Raw genomic sequence first — 20306 nt, forward strand, 5'->3', positions numbered from 1 at the left:
GTTATCTCCAGTCTTGTTGTACTGCTGTCGGCGTTCAGGCACTGACCCAAGGCGTGCGCGGCCCCATCTGCACATGCACGGACTTGAGTTCAGTGTACTCCTCCACCCCATAGCGTCCGGTCTCCCGGCCAATGCCCGACTGCTTGAAGCCACCGGACGGCAGTTCCGGCCCTCCAGCAATGGTGGTGTTGACCCAGACCCGGCCGGCCTTGATCTCACGCATTGCCTGCATCGAGGTCTCCAGGTCGCGGCTCCAGATGCTCGCGGCCAGGCCGAACGGCGTGTCGTTGGCCAGCGCCATGGCTTCGTTGAAGTCGTCGAAAGCGGTGATGGTCAGGACCGGACCGAAGATTTCCTCGCGGGCGATGACCATCTGCGGGGTGACATCGGCGAACACGGTGGGCTGCAGGTAAAGGCCGGTAGGCGCCTCGATACGCTGGCCGCCACGCAGCAGCCGCGCCCCTTCCCTGCGACCCTGTTCGATGTAGCCCAAGACCCGCTCCAAATGCCGGGCCTCGGTGATCGAACCGACCTGGGTGCCCTCTTCCAAGGGCTCGCCGATACGCACCTTGTCGAGCAAAGCGCAGATCTTATCGGTCAGCGCTTGTTCGACCGAGCGCTCGACGATCAACCGGCTGCCGCTGACGCAGCACTGCCCGGCGTTGAAGCAGATGCCGAAGACGATGGCGTCGGCAGCGGCATCCAGGTCGGCGTCGGCAAACACTATCTGCGGATTCTTGCCGCCCAGCTCCAGGCCGACCTTCTTCATGTTGCCCGCGGCCGCCGCCATGGTCAGGCGCCCTACCTCGGTGGAGCCGGTGAAAGACACCATGTCAACGTCGGCATGCTCACTGATCGCCTGGCCGAGCACCGAGCCCGGGCCGGTAAGCACATTGAGCACACCGTCGGGCAGGCCGGCTTCCTTCATCAGCCCGGCCAGCATCAGGGTGGTGCCGGAAGTCAGTTCGCTGGGCTTAGCCACCACGGTGCAACCGGAGGCCAGGATGAAGGGCAAGCGTTCGGCGAGGATGAAGAATGGGAAGTTCCACGGTGTGATCAGGCCGACCACGCCCACTGGCTCGCGGGTGACCAGGCCAAGCAGGCTGTCGCCGAGGTTGTTGAAGCTGTCACCATGCAGCGCACGGGCCTGGCCAGCGGCGTATTCCCAGATGCCAGCGGCACCCAGCACCTCGCCACGAGACTGGCTGATCGGCTTGCCGGTCTCCAGGGTTTCGCAAAGGGCAAGGGCTTCGCTGTTCTGGCGGATCAGTTCAGCAGTGCGCAGCAGTATGCCAGCACGGAACGCCGCGCCCGAGCGGACCCAAGGCCCTTGGTCGAATGCCCGGCGGGCAGCGGCGACGGCCTGCTCGACATCCGCGACGCCGCCGGAAGGATAAACGCTGACAGGCACCTCATGGGCCGGACTGAAACGGGTGACTTGCTTGACCGCAGAGCCGCGGGTCCACTGGCCGTCGATGAACATCTCGAAAAGGCGCGGCTGCTGGGGCAGCGTAAGGTGTGGCGTGTTGTCATTGTTGTTCACGGAAAACATCCTCAGTACAGCGTTTTATTCTGGCAACCCCGCTGCGAGCATTCGCATCAAGCAGTTACCAACCCAATAGGTATAACTAACCAGTTGTTTACATACAAGCCTCGGGCTAAGCTTTGTTTGTCAGCCTTATGCCCTCGCGGCTAAGCTCATCGCCCTTAACGCCGCAGGCCATTGCTACCTGCGCCAGGAAGTACAGTACCCAAGCTCTGGAGAGCGCTTTACATGCCCAGGAAACCCACCGAAGAGGCCACCACGCGACCCACCCGTGACTCCGATGCGACGCGGCTGAGAATCCTCAATGCCGCCAAGGTCGAATTCGCCAAACTGGGGCTGGGCGGCGCACGCATCGACAGCATCGCGCTGCGCGCCAAGTCCAACAAACGCATGATCTACGAGTATTTCGGCAACAAAGAGGGGCTGTTCGAAGCTGTGCTCGAGTCGGCCTACCAGGACATCCGCCAGGCTGAACGCAAGCTCAAACTCGAAGAGCTGGACCCGGTCGAAGCGATCACCCAACTGGTGACCTTTACCTGGAAGTACTACCTGAAGAACCCGCACTTTCTGACCCTGGTCAACAGCGAGAATCTGCACAAAGCCGCCCACCTGAAGCGCTCCCGGGAGAAGATGCACCAGATGCACGCCCCGATGGTGTCGATGGTCGGCGACATCCTGGCCCGCGGCGTGGCCCAGGGTGTATTCCGCGAAGGCGTCGACCCGGTCCAGCTGAACATCTCGATCGCTGCGATCAATTACTACTACCTGAACAACCGCTTCACCGGCGAGATCATCTACGGCTTCGACCTGATGTCGCCCGAAGCCCTGCAGGCACGGATCGATTTCAACGTCCAGACCATCCTCGGCATGCTCCGCCCGGATTGACGCCCACACCGGGCGCAGCCCCTCCCGGCCACGCACGGCGCCGCGGGGGGCTGCCTGGCTCATGCCAGGCCCGCCACTTTGACGTCACGTACGATCGGCGTGAACGCCATGCGCTCCAGTACATCGCGCTGGATATCCACGCCCCGGGCCACCTCGATCAGCTCGATGCCCTCAGGCAACAGGCGAAATACCGCACGCTCGGTCACGTACAGCACCTCCTGACCGGCGCGTACCGCCTGCGGGCCGCTGAAGGTGATGTGGCGCACTTGCTCGACCAGCTTCGGTACTTCGCCACAGCGCTCGAGCTGCAAAGCATCGCCCACCTTGGCCACTTCGAGCCCCTTGGCCTCGAAGGCGCCGCAGAACACCACCTTGCGCGCACCCTGGGTGATGTCGATGAAACCACCGGGACCGACCAGGGTGCCGCCCAGGTTCGACACATTGACGTTGCCCAGCCCATCCATCTCGCCCATGCCGAGGAACGCCAGATCGACGCCGCCACCACTGTAGAAATCGAATTGGTCCAGTGAAGTGACGATCGCTTGCGGGTACAGCGCCGCGCCAAACATGGCGCCGCCCATCATGCGGCCGTTGTGGATGCCCTGCTCGATGCTGCCCCAATAGCTGTCCTGCAAGCCGCGCTCGGCGAGCAGGGAGGGAATGCCACCCGGGATGCCGAAACCGAAGTTCAGGGACATGCCAGGAATGAACTCATTGGCGGCACGCTCGGCGATGATGCGCCGGATATCGTCGGCCATCACTTGCTCGCTGGCCGCTGACTGGGGCAAGCACTCGCCGCTGATCGCCGGATCGTAATCGGCCGCCACGCATTGGCGCTGGTCCACCACCACCACTTCATCGACCAGAACACCAGGGATGCGCACCAGGCGCGCCGGTACGAACGCGGTGTCGCTCAACCCACGCACCTGGGCGTAGACCTTGCCCCCGCTGTTGTGGGCGGCCAGCGCCAAGGCATAGGCATCCAGGTCGGCGGCCTCGTGGCAGAGGCTGAGGTTACCGCTGGGGTCGGCCAGGCTACCGCGCACGATCGCCACATCGACCTTGAAGGGTTTGTAGCGCAGGTAGTCCTGCCCATCGATCTGCAGGCGCTCGACGATGTCCTCGTTCGCGCTGGCATTGCATTTGCCACCGGCTACCTGCGGATCGGCGAAGGTGCCCAAGCCAATGTGGGTGATCAGGCCGGGTCGGCCGGCGCCGATCTCGCGCATCAGGCTCATGATCACCCCGGCAGGCAGGCTGTAAGCCTGGATCTCATCGTTGCGCGCCAACGCTTGCATCTTCGCTGACCAACTCCAGTGCCCGCCGATGACCTTGCGCACCAGCCCCTTGTGAGCCAGGCGTTCCAGGCCACTGCCGCGTCCGTCGCCGATGCCCAGGGCATGCACGAGGGTCAGGTCACGCGGGTGGCCGGTGCGCAGGAACGAGTCTTCGATGGCCTCCAGCAGGGCGTCCGGCTCCAGCAAGGTGCCCGAGCCACAAATGGCCAGGGTCGAGCCATCGGCAATCCGGCTGGCCACATCCGACGCTGATGAACAGCTTCTTTTCATTGTTTTTTTCCTCATCGATTGCCGGGTCGCAGGCGAATCCGGGTTTGCAAGAGAGTGCTTGACGCCCTGCCAAAGGACGCTTTAAATAAATAACCAGTTGGTTACTTAAAAACACTTTAGTCCAGCCCGAAAAAGAACACAACCCACGCGACGAAGCCCCCTCGCCGCCCACAGAAAGGAAAAAAACAATGCAGCTTTCTGAAACCCACCTGCAGATCCAGGACCTTGCCCGGCGCTTCGCCGACCAGACCATCCGCCCCATGGCCGAGCAGCTCGATCACGACGAAAGCTTCCCTGCGCCGCTGTATCGGCAGATGGGCGAGCTCGGCCTGTTCGGCATCACCGTGCCGGACGCCTTTGGCGGCGCCGGACTGGACACCATCGCCTATGCCCTAGTGATGGAAGAGCTGTCCCGCGGCTATGCCTCGGTCGCCGACCAGTGCGGTCTGTTGGAACTGATCGGCACCCTGCTCTCGGTGCATGGCACCGCCGAACAACGCGAGCGCTATCTGCCAACGCTGCTGCGCGCTGAAAAACACCCGGCCTACTGCATCACCGAAGCCGAGGCCGGCTCCGACGTGTCGGGCATCCGCACCACCGCCGTGCGCACCGAAAAAGGCTGGCTACTCAACGGCTCGAAGCTGTGGATTCACAACGCCCCAGTGGCCGACCTGGCCTTTGTCCTGGCGCGCACCGACCCGGCCGCTGGCAAACGGGGCATGAGCATCTTCATCGTCGACTGCCATCTGCCGGGCGTGTCCAAGGGGCCGAAGGAACACAAAATGGGCCAGCGCGCGTCCCAAGTCGGCGGCCTGAATTTCGACAACGTCGAGCTGTCGGCAGATGCCTTGCTAGGTGTCGAAGGCCGTGGCTTCCACATCATGATGAGCGCCCTGGACAAGGGCCGCGTTGGCATCGCCTCGCTGGCCGTGGGTATCGCCCAGGCCGGGCTTGAAGCGGCGCTGGAATACGTGCCACAGCGCAAGCAGTTCGGCAAGCCGATCGCCGACAACCAAGGCGTGCAATGGATGCTCGCCGACATGGCCAAGGACATCCGCGCCGCACGCCTGCTGGTGCTGGACGCGGCCGATCGCCTGGACCGCGCCGACAACGCCACCATCGCCTGCTCCATGGCCAAGTGCTTCGCCGCGGACATCGCCGTCGCCCAGGCCGCCAACGCCGTGCAGCTGTTCGGCGGCAGCGGCTTCATCCGCGGTTTCGAGGTCGAACGCCTGTACCGCGACGCCAAGATCACCCAGATCTACGAAGGCACCAACCAGATCCAGCGCACGATCATCGCCCGTGAGCTGCTCAACCAGGGGGCACGCGCATGACTGCCCGCCCAACCGCTCTGGTCACCGGCGCCCGCGCCGGTATCGGCCGAGCCATCGCCATCGGCCTGGCCCAGGCCGGCTTCGACCTCGCCCTGGTGGACCTGCAAGCCGATGCCGCGCTGCAGGAGACCGCGTCCCTGGCCACGCAACACGGCGCCCGTGCCGTCGCGCTGGCCGGTGACATCGCCGCCATCGACCGCCATGAGGCCCTGCTGGATGCCGCCGAGCAGGCCATCGGCGCGCTGACCTGCCTGGTCAACAATGCCGGTGTCTCAGTGCTGTCACGTGGCGACCTGCTGGAGGTGACCCCCGAGAGCTTCGATCGCTGTATGCAGATCAATACCCGCGGCACCTTCTTCCTGACCCAGGCCTTCGCCCGGCGCCTGGTGCAGCGGGAGGTGGGCCAGGCGCAGCGCAGCATCATCACCATCACCTCCTCCAACGCCCAGGCGGTGTCCGTGCTGCGTGGCGAATACGGCATCTCCAAGGCCGGCCTGTCCATGGCCTCGCGCCTGTTCGCAGTGCGCCTGGCTGAAATCGGCATAGGTGTCTACGAGGTGCAGCCCGGCCTGATCGCCACCGAGATGACCGCGCCCTCGAAAGCCCGCTACGACGCCGAGATCGACCGCGGACTGACCGCCATCAAACGCTGGGGGCAGCCCGAGGATGTCGCCCGCGTGGTGGTCAGCATGGCCACCGGCGCCCTGCCCTATACCGTCGGTCATGCCGTCCCTGTGGATGGCGGCCTGCTGATTCCCAAGTTCTGACCTGGAGCGATTCGCATGTCCTTGAGCATCAACCTGCCCAGCGCTGAAGCCGGTCATCCGCTGCAGCGCTACACCCTCTCCGGCGAACCACTACTGCCACCGCAAACCCCCTTGCCGGCTAACCGCATCGCCCTGTCCGCCGCCCACGTGGTAGCCGACCCGTTCAGCGCCGCCCCACCAGGTGGCAAGGCCGCGATCGACTGGACGCGGACCCTGGAATACCGCCGCTATCTACTGCAACAAGGCTTGGGTATCGCCGAGGCGATGGACACCGCCCAACGCGGCATGGGCCTGGACTGGCCCACGGCGCTCGAACTGATCGAGCGTACCCTGGCCGAGACCCGCGACATCCCTCACGCCGTGATCTTCTCCGGCTGTGGCACCGACCAGTTGCCAGCGGACGAAGCCCGCAACCTGGACGACGTGGTGCGCGCCTATGGGGAGCAGCGCGACGCCGTCGCCAAACTCGACGGGCGCATGATCCTCATGGCCAGCCGGGCCTTGGCCCGAGTGGCGAAAACCTCGTTCGACTACCGCCTGGTCTACCGCAAAGTACTGGCAGAGGCCGAACAACCGGTGATCCTGCATTGGCTGGGCGATATGTTCGACCCCGCGCTGCAGGGCTACTGGGGCAGCGAGCGCTTCGAGGAGGCTCTGGACACTTGCCTGGAGGTGATCCATGAAAACGTCCAGAAGGTGGACGGCATCAAGATCTCCCTGCTCGACAAGGACAAGGAAATCCTCATGCGCCGGCGCTTGCCAGCCTCGGTGAAGATGTACACCGGCGACGACTTCAACTACCCGGAGCTGATCGCCGGCGACGAGCATGGCTACTCCCACGCCCTGCTGGGGATCTTCGACGCCATCGCTCCGGCCGCTGCCCACGCCCTGGCCGCCTTGGCCCAGGACGACATGGCGGGCTACCAGCGCCTGCTCGAACCGACGCTCCCCCTGGCCCGGCTGATCTTCAGTAGCCCGACCCAGTACTACAAGACCGGTGTCGTGTTCTTGGCCTACCTCAACGGCCACCAGGAGCACTTCATCATGCTCGGAGGCCACCAGGCCATGCGGCCGCTGCCGTACTTCTGCGAGATATTCCGCCTGGCCGATCAGGCTGGCCTGCTCGCCGACCCGGTCCTGGCGGTCACGCGGATGAAGCGTTTGCTCGCGCTCTACGGCGTCGACGGCTAGTGACCTGTACGGTCGGTCCGCTGAGTCGGGCTGACCACTCAGGCCACCTGTCACGAGAGGCGCCGCGATATGCGGCGCTCCATATTCGTCCACCTGCCCTGGTGACTGCCGCATGACCTATTCAACCCTGGAGCAGCGCCTCGACCGTTGCTCGATCAACACCGCTACCCTCGGCCACCGCCTGCCCATCGGACAAACCCTAGAGCTTATCGCCCGCGCCGGCTTCGGCCACGTCGCCCCCTGGCGCCGCGACCTGCAGGGCTGCGACCTGAAACAGACACGCCGACAGTTGCGCGACTGCGGGCTCAAGGTCAACGCCTATTGCCGCTCCACCTACCTGCCCGCAGCCACCCGCGAAGGTTTCGAGGCGGCCCTGGCCGACAATCGCCGGGCCATCGAAGACGCCGCCGAGCTGCAGGCCGAGTGTTTCATCATGGTGGTCGGCGGACTACCCGAAGGCTCCCGCGACCTCAGTGCCGCACGCAGTCAGGTGAGCGAGGGGGTCGCCCTGCTGCTGGAGCATGCCCGCCAGCACAACGTCGCCCTCGCCTTGGAACCGCTGCACCCGATGTACGCCGCGGACCGTTCCTGCCTGTCGACCCTGGAGCAGGCCTTGGACCTGTGCCACACCCTGGAGCCGGACGGCTTCCAGCACCTGGGCGTGGCGATCGACGCGTACCACTGCTGGTGGGACCCCAAGCTCGCCGAGCAAGTACAGCGCGCTGGCCGCCAACAACGCATTCTCGGCCTGCACCTGTCCGACTGGCTGGTGCCAACGCGCGACCTGCTGCTCGACCGCGGCATGATGGGCGACGGCGTCATCGACCTGCGCGGCCTGCGCCATGACGTCGAGGCCGCCGGTTACCAAGGCGCCATCGAGGTCGAGATCTTCTCCCGCGACAACTGGTGGCAACGCGCGCCGGACGAGGTGCTACGCACCTGTGCCGAACGCCTGCAACAACGCTGCTGACCACCCCCTCCTTACAACAACAAGAATGAGAACGCCCCCATGTCCCGCTACCGCTGGCAGATCTGCGCCCTGCTGTTCTTCGCTACCACCATCAACTATCTGGACCGTCAGGTTCTCGGCCTGCTCAAGCCACTGCTGGAGCAGCAGTTCCACTGGAGCGAGACCGATTACAGCTACCTGGTGATCGTATTCCAGGCCAGCTACGCCATCGGCCTGCTGGTATTTGGCACGCTGATCGACCGCCTGGGCACCAAGCTTGGCTACGCCCTGTGCATCGTGGTCTGGAGCCTGGCCGCCATTGGCCATGCGGCAGCCCATTCGACCTTGAGCTTTCTGTTCATGCGGGCACTGCTGGGGTTGGGCGAGTCAGGCAACTTCCCGGCGGCGATCAAGGCCGTTTCCGAGTGGTTCCCACGCAAGGAGCGTGCGCTGGCGGTCGGCATCCTGACCTCTGGCACCAGTGTCGGCGCCATCCTCGCGCCCGCCTGCGTGCCGTGGCTAGCGGCGACCTATGGCTGGGAAGCGGCGTTCATCGTCACTGGGTTGACCGGCTTCGTCTGGTTGCTGTTCTGGCAGTGGCTCTACCGGGCTCCGGACAAGCACGCCCGCATCAGCCTCGCCGAGCTCACCCATATCAACGAGGGTGCCCAACCCGAGCCGCAGGAGAAGGTCAAATGGCGTACGCTGCTGCGCCTGCGTGCGACCTGGGTATTCGTGACCGGTAAGTTCCTCACCGACCCGATCTGGTGGTTCATGCTGTTCTGGCTGCCGTCGTACTTTTCCAGCCGCTTCGACCTGGACCTCAAGCACCTCGGCTTGCCGCTGATGGTTGTCTATTGCGCCACCTCCATCGGCAGCATCTTCGGCGGCTGGCTGTCGTCGCGGCTGATCGGCGCCGGCTGGTCGACGCGCAAGGCCCGCGACACGGCGATGCTGGTCATGGCGCTGCTGGTGCTGCCCATCGCCCTTGCCAGTTACATCGACACAATGTGGGTCATGGTCGCTCTGCTAAGCCTGGCCGCTGCCGCTCACCAGGGCTGGTCGGCCAACCTGTTCACCACCGTCGCGGACAACTTCCCGAAGGCCCAAGTCGCCTCGGTCATGGGCATTGGCGGTACCGCGGGCTCAGTGGGCGGAATGATCTTCCCACTGATCGTCGGCCTGGTGCTGGAGCACTACAAGGCCCTGGAGCAACTGAACCTGGGCTACAACCTGATCTTCATCGCCTGTGCCAGTGCCTACCTGGCGGCCTGGGTACTGATGCGCCTGCTGACCCCTGCCCCATCCCACTCAGAGGATGGACAGCCGGGGCCCGCGCGTACGCTGCAGCCGTGACCGGACGGCGAATAGGCCAATGCCGACCTCGATGTGCACCTTGCGGCCGTTCTTGGCAACCAGCAGCAGGATGCCGTCGTCCACCGTCTGGCGCCCCAGCTTCCAGGCCCGGAACAGCTGGTCCAGGAAAGCGTTAGCGCTCAGTGCCCATGCAGAGCCATTTCGGCCATGGCCTGGACCTGCGCCAGGGTGATCCCGTTCTGCTGCTCCGCGCCGAGCAGGCTGCTGGCGTCGTCGAGGAACACGCAAGGCCGCTCACCGACAGGTTGGGTATGCAGGGTCGCGCGCAGGTCGAGCGTGCCATCGGGATAAGGCAAGGCACTCTGCACCGTGGCAGCGCAGGGTGGTTCGGTTTCGCGGCCAGGGCTTTCCCAGAGTGCGGAAACACGCTCGAAGTCCGCTTCGCTGACGCACACCCAGGTCAGCCAGGTGAAGGGTTCGTCACCATCGATGACCGGGATCTCCAGGCGCCCGAGCAGGAAGTACAAGCTATCGTCGATGACGCACTGGTCACTCGACAACTGCGCTCGCTGCTCGCGCTCCCCTTCGGGCAGGGCGTACCACGCCGCCGGGGCCAAGGCCCCGAAGGTCATGGGCAGGTCCTGGTGATAGTCGCCACAGGTGGCACAGTGAAAGCCCGGCATGAAGCAGTTGTCCTTGAGCAAGGGAAAGGAGCACTGATCCTACCTCAACCGCATCACCGATAGACAACGACGCGAAGCTGACGCAGGGCAGGACCAGCCTCCAGGCCGCCACACTCAGTTATGCGCCGGCCGCACCCTTGCGCCGACATTCGACTCCGGATGCTCGGCCAGCGCGTCGGCGGCGCCGCGACAGGCCACGAAGTCCTCCTTGCGCAGCACCACCAAGGCAATCAGCGAGGCGATCCCGGTACCAATGTAGAAGTACCAGGGCGAGGAGATATCCCCCGTCTGCTGGATCAACCAAGTGGAAATCAGCGGCGCACTGCCACCGAACACCGCCACCGGAATGTTGTAGGCCACCGCGATTCCGGTGGAACGGATCCGAGTCGGCAGCAGTTCGCTCATGGTGGCGTAGGTGGACGAGGCATACAGCCCGAACAGGATCGCCACGGCCATCAACGGCAGGAAGAACGATGCTGGTGTCGCGCCAGGCGCCGCCTTGAAGAACCAGAACATCGCCAGCGTCGCCAGGGCCCCGACCACCACCAGGAAGGGCTTGCGTCCGTAGCGGTCGGTGAACATCCCGCCAAAGGGCATGACGAAGGCGGCCGAGAGGCTGGCAATGAACACATAGAGCAGCGTGGTGCCACTGTCGAATTTGAGGATGCGCGACATGTAGGTCGAGGCGAAGGTCAGCACCAGGTAGAAGATCGAGCTGTGCAGGGTGATGATGAAAAACACCAGGGTGATTGCGCGCTTCCATTGCCAGACCTCGCGCAGCGGCGCCTTGGAGGTTTCTCCGGCCTTCTGCAGGGCGAGAAACTCCGGGCTGTCTTCCAGCTTGAGGCGGATGTACATGGAGATCAGCCCCATGGGCCCGGCCACCAGGAAGGGAATGCGCCAAGCCCAGTCCTGCATCAACTCGGTGCCGAGCCACCAAGTCATGCCGTTGGCCACCACCCCGCCCAGCACCAGCCCGAGCACCGCCGTGACCATCAGCCAGCAGGTCGAGAAACCGCGCCGTCCCGGCCCGGCATATTCGGAAATGAAGCTGGTGATGGTGCCGATCTCACCCCCGGCAGAGAAGCCCTGCACGCAGCGGATCAGCACCAGCAGGATCGGCGCAGCGATACCGATCGAGGCATAGGTCGGCAACAAGCCCAGCAGGCAAGTGGAGCCAGACATCATGATCAGAACGGTGATCAACGTCTTGCGCCGGCCGATCCTGTCCGCCAGAGGCCCGAAGAACAGCCCGCCCAAGGGGCGGACGAAAAAGCTCAGGGCGAAGGCGGCGAAGCTGCTGAGCAGGCTGGTGGTCGGGTCATCGGAGACGAAGAACGCTTGGCCGATATACACCGCCAGAAAGCCGTACACGCCGTAGTCGTACCATTCGATCAAGTGCCCTGAAGTGGCGCCGATAAAAGCTCGCCGACGTTGCCGGGCCGGGTTGTGCTGTTGGGTAGCCATAGCGGTATTCCTGTCTTGTTCTTATTGATGGAAGACACTCATGGGGAAACACTCAGGGTGCGGCGGCGGTGCCCATGGCTTCCTTCAGCCTGTGCCGCAGGTCGGTCTTGAGCACCTTGCCGTAGCTGTTCTTCGGCAGCTCGGGCAGGAACACGTACTTCTTCGGCTTCTTGAACGAGGCCATGCGCTCGACGAACCAGGCAGCCAGCACGCGCTCGTCCAACAGGCTGTCGCCACGGGGGACGACGAAGGCCACCACCGACTCGCCCCACTGCGCATCCGCCTCGCCCACCACGCAGACCTCGAACACCTGCGGGTGCAACGCCAGCACCTCCTCCACCTCGCGGGGATACACGTTGCTGCCACCGGAGATGATCACGTCCTTGCTGCGGTCGGTGAGGGTCAGGTAGCCCTGGGCGTCGAGGTAACCGATGTCGCCGGTGAGCAGCCAACCATCGACCAAGGCCTCGCCGGTGGCGGCTTCGTTGCGCCAGTAGCCACGCATCACCGTCGGCCCACGCACGGCGACTTCGCCGGGTTGCCCGGCGGCGAGCGGGCGGCGCTGGGCGTCCAGCACCCGCAACTCCACGCAGGACTGCGCCACCCCGACCGAGGAGGCCAGGCGCGCCCAGTCCGGCCGCTCACGTCCGGCGACCAGTTCACGGGGCAGCGCGCTGATGGTCATCGGACTCTCGCCCTGGCCGTAGATCTGCACCAAGCGTGGGCCGAAGGTGTCCAGCGCGTCCTGCAGGTCGGCCAGGTACATGGGCGCGCCGCCGTAGACGATGGTGCGGATGCCCTCGCCGGCATAACCCACCAGGCGCGCCTGTTCGACCATGCGCTTGACCATGGTCGGCGCGGCGAACAGGCTGACGTCGCCCAGCCGACTGGCGAGCTCGAACATCTCGCTGGCGTTGAATCCACGGGACTCCGGCACCACGTGCCGGGCACCGACACGCACATGGATGAAGTTGTAGAGCCCGGCGCCATGGGACATGGGTGCGGCGTACAGCACCGCGTCCTTGCCGCTGACGCTGTCGACATCGATGGGGTAGCACTGGGACATCGCCACCAGGTTGCCATGGGACAGCATCACGCCCTTGGAGCGCCCAGTCGTGCCCGAGGTGTAGAACAACCAGGCCAGGTGATCGCCGTGGCAGCTGTACGGGGCCGCCAGCGCATCCAACTGCCCGCCCACTGTGCTCCGCTGGCCACACCCGGCCAGCTCGTGGCAATCCCGCGCCAACTCACCCGCGGCGAACACCTGACCATCGTCGGTGAAGATCACCCGCGCCTCGGCGTTATCGACGATCCAGCTCGCCTCGCTGCGATGCAGCTTGCAGTTGACCGGCACCGCCACGGCCCCGATCCACCACACGGCGTAGAGCAGCTCCAGGTATTCGCAGCAGTTCTTCATGAACAACGCGACACGGTCACCCGGCTGGACGTCGTGTTCGTGGCTGAGCGTCCACGCCAACCCTCGCACGCGGTCAGCGAAGCCGCGGTAGTCGGCCACCTGACGCGCCCCCTCGAACAACGCCGGACGCTCAGGCCAACGCTGCGCAGCAGCGTGCAACCAATTGGCAATGTTCATGCTCACGCCCTCCGCGCTTGCAGCACCGAGGCGTAGTTGGCAACGGCCATGCCGCCCATGTTGAACAGCAAGCCAAACTCGGCGCCCGGCACCGCCAGGCCGATCGGCTCTGCGGTCAGCTGACGGAACGCCAGCGCATGCATCGACACGCCCGTTGCTCCAACTGGATGCCCCTTGGCCTTGAGCCCGCCCGAGAGGTTCACCGGCAGCTTGCCGCCGGCCTGCACGATGCCCTCCTCCAGCGCCCGATGCCCCTGCCCTTGCGGCGCCAGGCCCATGGCCTCGTAGATCAGCAGTTCGGCGATGGTAAAGCAGTCGTGCACCTCGGCGAAGTCCAGGTCATCCAACGTCACCTGCGCTTTGTCCAAGGCCGAGCGGATCGCCCGGCGCGGCCCCTCGAACGCCAGCACATCGCGCTTGGACAGCGGCAGAAAGTCGTTGACCTGAACCATGCTGCGGATCTGCACAGCCTTGCTGAACTGGCGGGCGCGCTCGGGTGAGGCCAGCACGATGGCGGCTGCACCGTCGGTGATCAGCGAACAGTCGGTCATGCGCAAGGGCTCGGCAATGTATGGGTTACTTTCGGAGACTGTATTGCAGTGCTCGAAGCTCATTGCCCTATGCATCTGCGCCAGGGGATTGGCCAAGGCGTTGGCGTGGTTCTTCACAGCGATGGCGGCCATGGCCGAGAACGGGCTCTGATAGCGCTGGGCGTACTGCGCAGCCGCCAGGCCGAACAACTGCGGGAAGCTCAGCCCCGCCTCCTCCGCATCGTGCTGGTAGCCTGCGCCGGCCAAGGCCCGGGTCACCTCGGGGGTGCTGTTGGACGTCATCTTCTCCGCGCCCACCACCAGCACCAGCTCGGCCGCGCCCGATTGAATCGCCTGGATGCCCGCCTGGATCGCCGCCGCGCCCGAGGCGCAGGCGTTCTCGCAGCGGGTGGCCGGCGTGAAGCGCAGGGCCGGGTCGGCCTGCAGCATCAGGGATGCGGGAAAACCATCCGGCACCAGGCCGGAATTGAAGTGCCCGAGGAACAACGCGTCGATCTGCGACGCCTCGACCTGCGCCTCGGCCAGCGCGGCGCGAGTCACCTCGACGACAAGGTCTTCGAACGTGGCATCGGCCAAGCGGCCGAAGCGTGTATGGGCAGCGGCAACGATGCTTACAGAGTCGGCAGCCATTGTTTTATCCTTCTTGTTGAACAGGCGTGACCTACAATGGCCCACCACTGCGCGCCCTCGCTATTCGTGCAACTACGTATAGGGATGAGTAGCCCGATGGGTGGATACTCTATCGGACACCAGAACAAGAACACGCCAGGCCTGCCCCGATGAGCGACCCTTCACGTCAACTGCAAGACCTCGAACGCCTGGCGTTTCAAGTCTCCCCCGCGCCCCAGGTGATCACCGGCAACCGCCGCATCCTCGACCTCAACGAAGCCTTCCAGAGCCTGTTCGGTTTCGAGCGCGAAGAGCTGATCGGCGAACTGATTCTCAAGCTCTACCCCTCCCAGGCCGACTACCAGGCCATCGGCGAACGCAGCCTGAGCTGGCTACGCCACGCCAAGAACGGCGCCTACTCCGACGAACGCTTCATGCAGCACCACAGCGGTGAAGTGTTCTGGGCTCGGGCCAATGGCTACACCCTGACCCCGGAAGACCCGTTCCAACTGATGGTCTGGCACTTCGAACGCATGGACCGGGTGTTCCGGCCCACGGTCAACCTCACGCCACGCGAGCGCGAGATCTCCGCGCATATCGTCAACGGGCTGACCTGCAAGGAAATCGGCAGGAAACTGAACATCTCGCACCGCACGGTGGAGGTGCACCGGGCGCGGCTGATGAAGAAGCTGCAGGCGAAGAACAGCGCGGAGCTGGTGTCGAAGATCATTGTGTTGAATTGAGGGCCGCGCGCTGCTCGTTAGGTACTCACAAGCAAGCCGATGACGGCGGTCTCAGCATAGCGGCGAACAACTATCAACGCTCTACACCGGGGCAAGCAACGGCCCATAGCTGCGCCTGTATAACCTGTCACCAAAGAACCTGAGGATACCGGTGCGGGCCAGTGCGGGCAGTGTACGCATCTTGTCCCTGGCGGCACACTGTCGTTGAACCCAGCGCACCCGGGGCTGGCGTCTAGCTGTATAGAAGGACAGTGCAGCGTCCAGGCTGACCTCTGTCGCAAGCGCCTGGGCTAGCACCCACGCATCCTCCATCGCCATGCCCGCGCCTTCCGCCATGCTTGGCGACGAAGCGTGGGCAGCATCGCCGATGAGTACGACACGTCCGTGAACCCAGTTATCCATCACGACCTGGCCAATGCGCCCAAAATGAATGTGTGCGCTATCTGACGCCTTTTCGACAAGGGGCAACACAGGCGATGCGAATCCTTGGTACAGCGTTGCGAGGCCGTTATGTCTAAGCGACTCAGGGTCCGCACTCGCGGGCAACGTAACATCCGCATAGACGTATGCTTCACCGGGACTCACGGGAATAGCCAGAAGCGTGCAGCCATCTCCAAGCATCGCGGTCCAGCAATCTACAGAAGAAATGTTCTGCGTGATAAAGCGCCAACAGACCTGGCCGGTGTACTGCGGTACAACCTGCGGGAAAGCGATCTTGCGTACGACGGAATTGATGCCGTCCGCACCGACGACCAGGTCATACACATCTGATGTGCCATCGGTGAATACGACCTCGCACTGTCCGGCTGATTGATTGATGGCGTTGATGGACATGGCAGAGCGAACCTTGATGTCACCCAGGGCGCTGCGCAACATGCCATGGAACGTGGCGTGCGGAAGGGAAAGGCATGGGCCACATGCTGCCCATACATCCCTCGTGCGGGTATTACTCAGTTGCCGGCCCTGGCTGTCGAGGATGCGCTGATTCTCGATTGGGACGGCCTTCTCGCGCACGCGCTCTAACAGGCCAAGATGTTCAATGGCACGCGCCGCGTTACCTGGCAGATACAGCCCGGTTCCAGAGGGCGACGTGCTCGCTTGCTGTTCCACTACGTCCGCCTTGATACCACGCTGCTCTAAAGCAATGGCTAACGACAGCCCCGCAACGCCGCCGCCGACAATCAAAATTCTCATTTAAATGCCTATCCGCTTCTTCGTTCATTAAGCAGCGGGTGAACCCCAGGAGCTCCACCCACAGAGAGCCAATCAGGCAGAGCTTGCCACAATCTCCTGCGCCAGTAATCATGATGTTTCTCCCTATCTCGGTACTACCCGAAGGGGCAAGATGTCACTGCTGGGTCTCTGCTGAACTGCTCTAGTGTCCTGTACGGTAATGGCCAGCATGATGCGATCACGTCGTTTGATGATGGGGCTTTCACTACGTACTTAAACCACAGCCCTCCAACTCTGCACCTCGCCCAGCAACTTGCGCATTGCCGAAGGCAACTCGCCAAACAACTTCTGATATTCCAGACTGAAGTAACTGGTATGTGAAAAACCCCAACTCGCCGCAATATCGGAAATATTCGCCAGTGGCCGCTCCCTGATCACCCGCCGGGCGCCATTCAACCTCACCGAACGCAAGTACTGCACCGGCGTCACCCCGGCAATCGACTGGAAACTGTATTGCAGCGTACGCCGCGACACTTTCAGCCGCTTGCACAGGTCGATCACGCTCAGGGCACTGTCGGGCTCCTCCAGCAACCATTGGTGACAGCGGTTGACGATATAACGCCGGGTGCTCACACAGGGCAGCGCTCGCGGCTCATCCTCGAGCGCCTCCAGCCAGTCCGCCGCCAGCAGCATCACCTCCTGGGCGTTAGCCTCGGCCCGGGCGCCCTCCTGAGGCCCATCGAGCAACGCCAGCAGAGCCGTCAAGGCATGGGCCTTCCGCTGGTGCGAAAGCCTGATGGACTGCAATGTCTCACGTGCGCCCAGGCGCTCGAAGGCCGACTCGCTGGCCAGCGGGCGCAGCGCCTCGATGCCGATGGACAGGCACAGCACGTCCATGTCCGCCGGACTGACAATGGAAAACTCGCCCTGGCTGGGCATGAACGCCAGGGTATCGCTGGACAGGTCTTCCTCGGCATGCTGCCAAGACAGCGGCAGGATGACGTTCACCGCGCCCTCCGGCAAACGCATGTGCTGCACCGCCGATTGGTTCAGGCGCTCGCGGAACACCGACACGCCAGCGACCTCGGTCAACGACAAGCTGCCATCGAGCTTGCCGCGACTGAGCTGGTCGTAACGCTGCTGCCAACCCGGCAAGGCGCCGGCGTGCTCATGGATATCAGTGCTGTGGAAGGTATGGCGCATGCTGGGGCTCGGAAGGGCAATGGGAACGCGGTGGACAATGCCGAGCAAGATGCGCGCCAACCGCCCTCGCCCGCCACCAGCCTCGACAGCCGCCGGCATCTTCGTCAGCCCCTTCGGCGCCCCCACGGATAGCACCGTTTTGCAGCAGCAAACGCACTAGCGCAGGGCATTGGGCAGCACCTCAAATGAATGAAGTTTCACACTTCATCAATTGCCGATTTGTGTTACTCGACCCGGTTGACCGGCACTTAGTATTTATTCGTCACAACGGGGCCCGGCAATTAACCCAGCCGCCCCGCCTGGTTGGCAGAGAAACAAAAAAACCTGGCAGAAAAACAAAAGCAAATTTTCCGCTCGTTACCAAAAGAACCAGGCAATAACAAACGCCGGTTACTTCGAGGAACTTCGCAATGTTCAGTTCATTCAACAGGCGCCATCGTAAAACCTTCACCGGCCTGGCCCTGGCGGTGTCGTTGGCGACCCAGGCCGTACCCGGCCTGATGCCCGATGCCCTGGCCCACGGTGGCGCAGCAGAGATGGTGCCCCTGCAATCGACTCTCGAAGCCTTTGGTGCCACCGTGAAATGGGACGACTACGCCGACGTCTTCGTCATTGCCAAGGACGGTGCCTTCGTCAAGGTCAAACCCAAGGCCCACACCGCGCAACTCAACGGCAAGCGCGTGGAGCTCGAAGTGCCGGTGGTATTCAAGGGCGACACGGCCTACATGGGCAAGGGCTTCATCAACCAGGTGTTCCAATCCGGCCTGGACAAGACCTTCGTCCTCGAAACCCGCCCCCACCCGCTCAACCCGCTGACTGCCGACGAGATCAAGCGCGCCGTCAACGCCATCAAGGCCGCCCACAAGGACCAACCGAACCTGCGCTTCACCCAGGTTTCCCTGCACGAGCCAGAGAAGGCCCAGGTATGGAACTTCGCCCTCACCGGCGCCCCCGTCACCGCGCCGCGCCAGGCAGCCGTGGCGGTGCTCGACGGCAAGCACGTGATCGAAGCACTGGTCGACCTTAACAGTGCCGAGGTGCTGTCCTGGACACCGGTCAAAGGCGCCCACGGCATGGTCCTGCTGGACGACTTCGTCGCCGTACAATCGATCATCGAGAGCAGCCCTGAGTTCGCCCAGGCCGTGGCCAAGCGCGGCATCACCGACATCAAGAAGGTCATCACCACACCACTGACCGTCGGCTACTTCGACGGCAAGGATGGCCTGCAGCAAGACAAGCGCCTGCTCAAGGTGGTCAGCTACCAAGACGTGGGCGATGGCAACTATTGGGCCCACCCGATCGAAAACCTCGTGGCGGTGGTCGACCTCGAACAGAAGGCCGTGATCAAGATCGAAGACGCCGGCGTCGTCCCCGTCCCCCTCGCACCGCGCCCGTACGACGGCCGTGACCGCCAGCAACAGCCGCTCAAGCCGCTGGAGATCCTCGAACCCGAAGGCAAGAACTACACCATCGCCGGCAACAGCATCCAGTGGCAAAACTGGGACCTGCACCTGCGCCTGGACTCACGCGTCGGCCCGGTGCTGTCGACCGTCACCTACAACGATAAAGGCGTCAAACGCAAGATCATGTACGAAGGCAACCTCGGCGGCATGATCGTGCCGTACGGCGACCCGGACGTGGGCTGGTACTTCAAGGCCTACCTCGACTCCGGCGACTACGGCATGGGCACCCTCACCTCGCCGATCGAGCGTGGCAAGGACGCCCCGCAGAACGCCGTGCTGCTCGACGCCACCATCGCCGACTACAACGGCGAGCCGACCACCATCCCGCGGGCCATGGCCATCTTCGAGCGCTACGCCGGCCCCGAGTACAAGCACCAAGAGCTGGGCCGTCCCAACGTCAGCAGCGAGCGCCGCGAACTGGTGGTGCGCTGGATCAGCACCGTTGGCAACTACGACTACATTTTCGACTGGGTCTTCCACCAGAACGGCACCATCGGCATCGACGCCGGCGCCACTGGCATCGAAGCGGTCAAGGGCGTGCAGGCCAGCACCATGCATGACCACAGCGCCGAACACGACACCCGCTTCGGCACCCTGATCGACCACAACATCGTCGGCACCACTCACCAGCACATCTACAACTTCCGCCTCGACCTGGACGTCGACGGTGAGAACAACTCCCTGGTCGAGATCAACCCCGTGGTCGCCAAGAACGACAGCGGCGGCCCGCGCACCAGCACCATGCGCACCGAACAGCGCACCGTCACCCACGAGCAGCAGGCCGCACAGAAATTCGACCCCGGCACCATCCGCCTGCTGAGCAACCCGGGCAAGGAAAACAAAGTCGGCAACCCCGTCTCGTACCAACTGATCCCCTATGCCGGCGGCACCCACCCTGTGGCCAAGGGCGCCAACTTCGGCTCGGATGAGTGGCTGTACCACCGCCTGAGCTTCATGGACAAGCAACTGTGGGTGACCCGCTACGACCGTGACGAGCGCTTCCCTGAAGGCCGCTACCCCAACCGCTCGGACAAAGACACCGGGCTGGGGCAATTCACCCAGGATGACCAGTCGATCGAGAACACCGACAACGTGGTCTGGCTGACCACCGGCACCACCCACGTGGCCCGGGCCGAAGAGTGGCCGATCATGCCGACCGAATGGGTGCATGTGTTGATGAAGCCTTGGAATTTCTTTGATGAGACGCCGACGTTGGGGGCGAAGGTGAGTAGCGAGTAAGCGGATGTGAGAAAGGCGGCCTGG

General features: G+C 63.8%; 17 protein-coding genes. 8 read left to right on the forward strand and 9 right to left on the reverse strand.

Annotated features, from left to right (window positions below; translation table 11 throughout):
* Positions 1–34: 34 nt before the first annotated feature.
* Complete coding sequence (locus ACYU03_RS14690) at positions 35–1543, reverse strand: aldehyde dehydrogenase family protein (protein WP_461885309.1); 1509 nt, start codon at positions 1541–1543, stop codon at positions 35–37.
* 231 nt (positions 1544–1774) lie between these two features.
* Between ACYU03_RS14690 and ACYU03_RS14695 the strand changes: the two genes are divergently transcribed.
* Positions 1775–2431: a TetR/AcrR family transcriptional regulator gene (locus ACYU03_RS14695; RefSeq protein ID WP_461885310.1), complete on the forward strand. Its 657-nt coding sequence runs from the start codon at positions 1775–1777 to the stop codon at positions 2429–2431.
* A gap of 59 nt (positions 2432–2490) precedes the next feature.
* Here the strand turns inward: ACYU03_RS14695 and ACYU03_RS14700 are convergent, their stop codons facing one another.
* Positions 2491–3999 carry a CoA-transferase gene (locus tag ACYU03_RS14700; protein ID WP_461885311.1) on the reverse strand — a complete coding sequence of 503 codons (1509 nt, stop codon included), beginning with the start codon at positions 3997–3999 and terminating at the stop codon, positions 2491–2493.
* 188 nt (positions 4000–4187) lie between these two features.
* Between ACYU03_RS14700 and ACYU03_RS14705 the strand changes: the two genes are divergently transcribed.
* From ACYU03_RS14705 to ACYU03_RS14725, 5 genes are all read left to right on the forward strand, one after another.
* Positions 4188–5333: an acyl-CoA dehydrogenase family protein gene (locus ACYU03_RS14705; protein ID WP_461885312.1), complete on the forward strand. Its 1146-nt coding sequence runs from the start codon at positions 4188–4190 to the stop codon at positions 5331–5333.
* Positions 5330–6100 (forward strand): 3-ketoacyl-ACP reductase, encoded by a 771-nt coding sequence (locus tag ACYU03_RS14710; RefSeq protein WP_461885313.1) that lies wholly within the window; start codon positions 5330–5332, stop codon positions 6098–6100. The genes ACYU03_RS14705 and ACYU03_RS14710 overlap by 4 nt, the downstream gene beginning before the upstream one ends.
* A 15-nt stretch (positions 6101–6115) precedes the next feature.
* Positions 6116–7291: a dihydrodipicolinate synthase family protein gene (locus tag ACYU03_RS14715; protein ID WP_461885314.1), complete on the forward strand. Its 1176-nt coding sequence runs from the start codon at positions 6116–6118 to the stop codon at positions 7289–7291.
* A gap of 112 nt (positions 7292–7403) precedes the next feature.
* Positions 7404–8261: a sugar phosphate isomerase/epimerase family protein gene (locus ACYU03_RS14720; RefSeq protein WP_461885315.1), complete on the forward strand. Its 858-nt coding sequence runs from the start codon at positions 7404–7406 to the stop codon at positions 8259–8261.
* Between the two features lie 39 nt (positions 8262–8300).
* The gene (locus ACYU03_RS14725) at positions 8301–9596 is read left to right on the forward strand and encodes an MFS transporter (RefSeq protein ID WP_461885316.1); all 1296 of its coding nucleotides are present in this window, start codon (positions 8301–8303) and stop codon (positions 9594–9596) included.
* Here ACYU03_RS14725 and ACYU03_RS14730 read toward each other — a convergent pair.
* The 5 genes from ACYU03_RS14730 to ACYU03_RS14750 form a co-directional block, all read right to left on the reverse strand.
* The gene (locus ACYU03_RS14730) at positions 9552–9845 is read right to left on the reverse strand and encodes a TPM domain-containing protein (RefSeq protein WP_461885317.1); all 294 of its coding nucleotides are present in this window, start codon (positions 9843–9845) and stop codon (positions 9552–9554) included. The genes ACYU03_RS14725 and ACYU03_RS14730 overlap by 45 nt on opposite strands.
* Positions 9737–10240 (reverse strand): DUF2199 domain-containing protein, encoded by a 504-nt coding sequence (locus ACYU03_RS14735; protein WP_461885318.1) that lies wholly within the window; start codon positions 10238–10240, stop codon positions 9737–9739. The genes ACYU03_RS14730 and ACYU03_RS14735 overlap by 109 nt, the downstream gene beginning before the upstream one ends.
* A gap of 114 nt (positions 10241–10354) precedes the next feature.
* Positions 10355–11707: an MFS transporter gene (locus ACYU03_RS14740; RefSeq protein WP_461885319.1), complete on the reverse strand. Its 1353-nt coding sequence runs from the start codon at positions 11705–11707 to the stop codon at positions 10355–10357.
* Positions 11708–11759: 52 nt separating this feature from the next.
* The gene (locus ACYU03_RS14745) at positions 11760–13301 is read right to left on the reverse strand and encodes a class I adenylate-forming enzyme family protein (protein ID WP_461885320.1); all 1542 of its coding nucleotides are present in this window, start codon (positions 13299–13301) and stop codon (positions 11760–11762) included.
* Positions 13302–13303: 2 nt separating this feature from the next.
* On the reverse strand, positions 13304–14482 hold the full coding sequence (locus ACYU03_RS14750) for an acetyl-CoA acetyltransferase (protein ID WP_461885321.1): 1179 nt from the start codon (positions 14480–14482) through the stop codon (positions 13304–13306).
* A 149-nt stretch (positions 14483–14631) separates the two neighbouring features.
* Here ACYU03_RS14750 and ACYU03_RS14755 point away from each other — a divergent pair, with 149 nt between their 5' ends.
* Positions 14632–15204, forward strand: coding sequence for a LuxR C-terminal-related transcriptional regulator (locus ACYU03_RS14755; RefSeq protein ID WP_461885322.1), 573 nt, complete (start codon positions 14632–14634; stop codon positions 15202–15204).
* 81 nt (positions 15205–15285) lie between these two features.
* Here the strand turns inward: ACYU03_RS14755 and ACYU03_RS14760 are convergent, their stop codons facing one another.
* Together ACYU03_RS14760 and ACYU03_RS14765 are read right to left on the reverse strand one after the other, a co-directional pair.
* Positions 15286–16398: an FAD-dependent monooxygenase gene (locus ACYU03_RS14760; protein ID WP_461885324.1), complete on the reverse strand. Its 1113-nt coding sequence runs from the start codon at positions 16396–16398 to the stop codon at positions 15286–15288.
* A 252-nt stretch (positions 16399–16650) separates the two neighbouring features.
* Complete coding sequence (locus ACYU03_RS14765; protein WP_461885325.1) at positions 16651–17580, reverse strand: helix-turn-helix domain-containing protein; 930 nt, start codon at positions 17578–17580, stop codon at positions 16651–16653.
* 410 nt (positions 17581–17990) lie between these two features.
* Between ACYU03_RS14765 and tynA the strand changes: the two genes are divergently transcribed.
* On the forward strand, positions 17991–20282 hold the full coding sequence (gene tynA / locus ACYU03_RS14770; protein WP_461885326.1) for a primary-amine oxidase: 2292 nt from the start codon (positions 17991–17993) through the stop codon (positions 20280–20282).
* Positions 20283–20306: the final 24 nt, after the last annotated feature.

Source organism: Pseudomonas sp. X10 (assembly GCF_054889225.1).

What these genes read in the sequence shown, in the direction of transcription:
- ACYU03_RS14695 (WP_461885310.1), top strand. Translation starts at nt 1,775, where the DNA reads ATGCCCAGGAAACCCACCGAAGAGGCCACCACGCGACCCACCCGTGAC.
- ACYU03_RS14700 (WP_461885311.1), bottom strand. Translation starts at nt 3,999, where the DNA reads ATGAAAAGAAGCTGTTCATCAGCGTCGGATGTGGCCAGCCGGATTGCC.
- ACYU03_RS14705 (WP_461885312.1), top strand. Translation starts at nt 4,188, where the DNA reads ATGCAGCTTTCTGAAACCCACCTGCAGATCCAGGACCTTGCCCGGCGC.
- ACYU03_RS14710 (WP_461885313.1), top strand. Translation starts at nt 5,330, where the DNA reads ATGACTGCCCGCCCAACCGCTCTGGTCACCGGCGCCCGCGCCGGTATC.
- ACYU03_RS14715 (WP_461885314.1), top strand. Translation starts at nt 6,116, where the DNA reads ATGTCCTTGAGCATCAACCTGCCCAGCGCTGAAGCCGGTCATCCGCTG.
- ACYU03_RS14720 (WP_461885315.1), top strand. Translation starts at nt 7,404, where the DNA reads ATGACCTATTCAACCCTGGAGCAGCGCCTCGACCGTTGCTCGATCAAC.
- ACYU03_RS14725 (WP_461885316.1), top strand. Translation starts at nt 8,301, where the DNA reads ATGTCCCGCTACCGCTGGCAGATCTGCGCCCTGCTGTTCTTCGCTACC.
- ACYU03_RS14735 (WP_461885318.1), bottom strand. Translation starts at nt 10,240, where the DNA reads ATGCCGGGCTTTCACTGTGCCACCTGTGGCGACTATCACCAGGACCTG.
- ACYU03_RS14740 (WP_461885319.1), bottom strand. Translation starts at nt 11,707, where the DNA reads ATGGCTACCCAACAGCACAACCCGGCCCGGCAACGTCGGCGAGCTTTT.
- ACYU03_RS14745 (WP_461885320.1), bottom strand. Translation starts at nt 13,301, where the DNA reads ATGAACATTGCCAATTGGTTGCACGCTGCTGCGCAGCGTTGGCCTGAG.
- ACYU03_RS14750 (WP_461885321.1), bottom strand. Translation starts at nt 14,482, where the DNA reads ATGGCTGCCGACTCTGTAAGCATCGTTGCCGCTGCCCATACACGCTTC.
- ACYU03_RS14755 (WP_461885322.1), top strand. Translation starts at nt 14,632, where the DNA reads ATGAGCGACCCTTCACGTCAACTGCAAGACCTCGAACGCCTGGCGTTT.
- ACYU03_RS14760 (WP_461885324.1), bottom strand. Translation starts at nt 16,398, where the DNA reads ATGAGAATTTTGATTGTCGGCGGCGGCGTTGCGGGGCTGTCGTTAGCC.
- ACYU03_RS14765 (WP_461885325.1), bottom strand. Translation starts at nt 17,580, where the DNA reads ATGCGCCATACCTTCCACAGCACTGATATCCATGAGCACGCCGGCGCC.
- tynA (WP_461885326.1), top strand. Translation starts at nt 17,991, where the DNA reads ATGTTCAGTTCATTCAACAGGCGCCATCGTAAAACCTTCACCGGCCTG.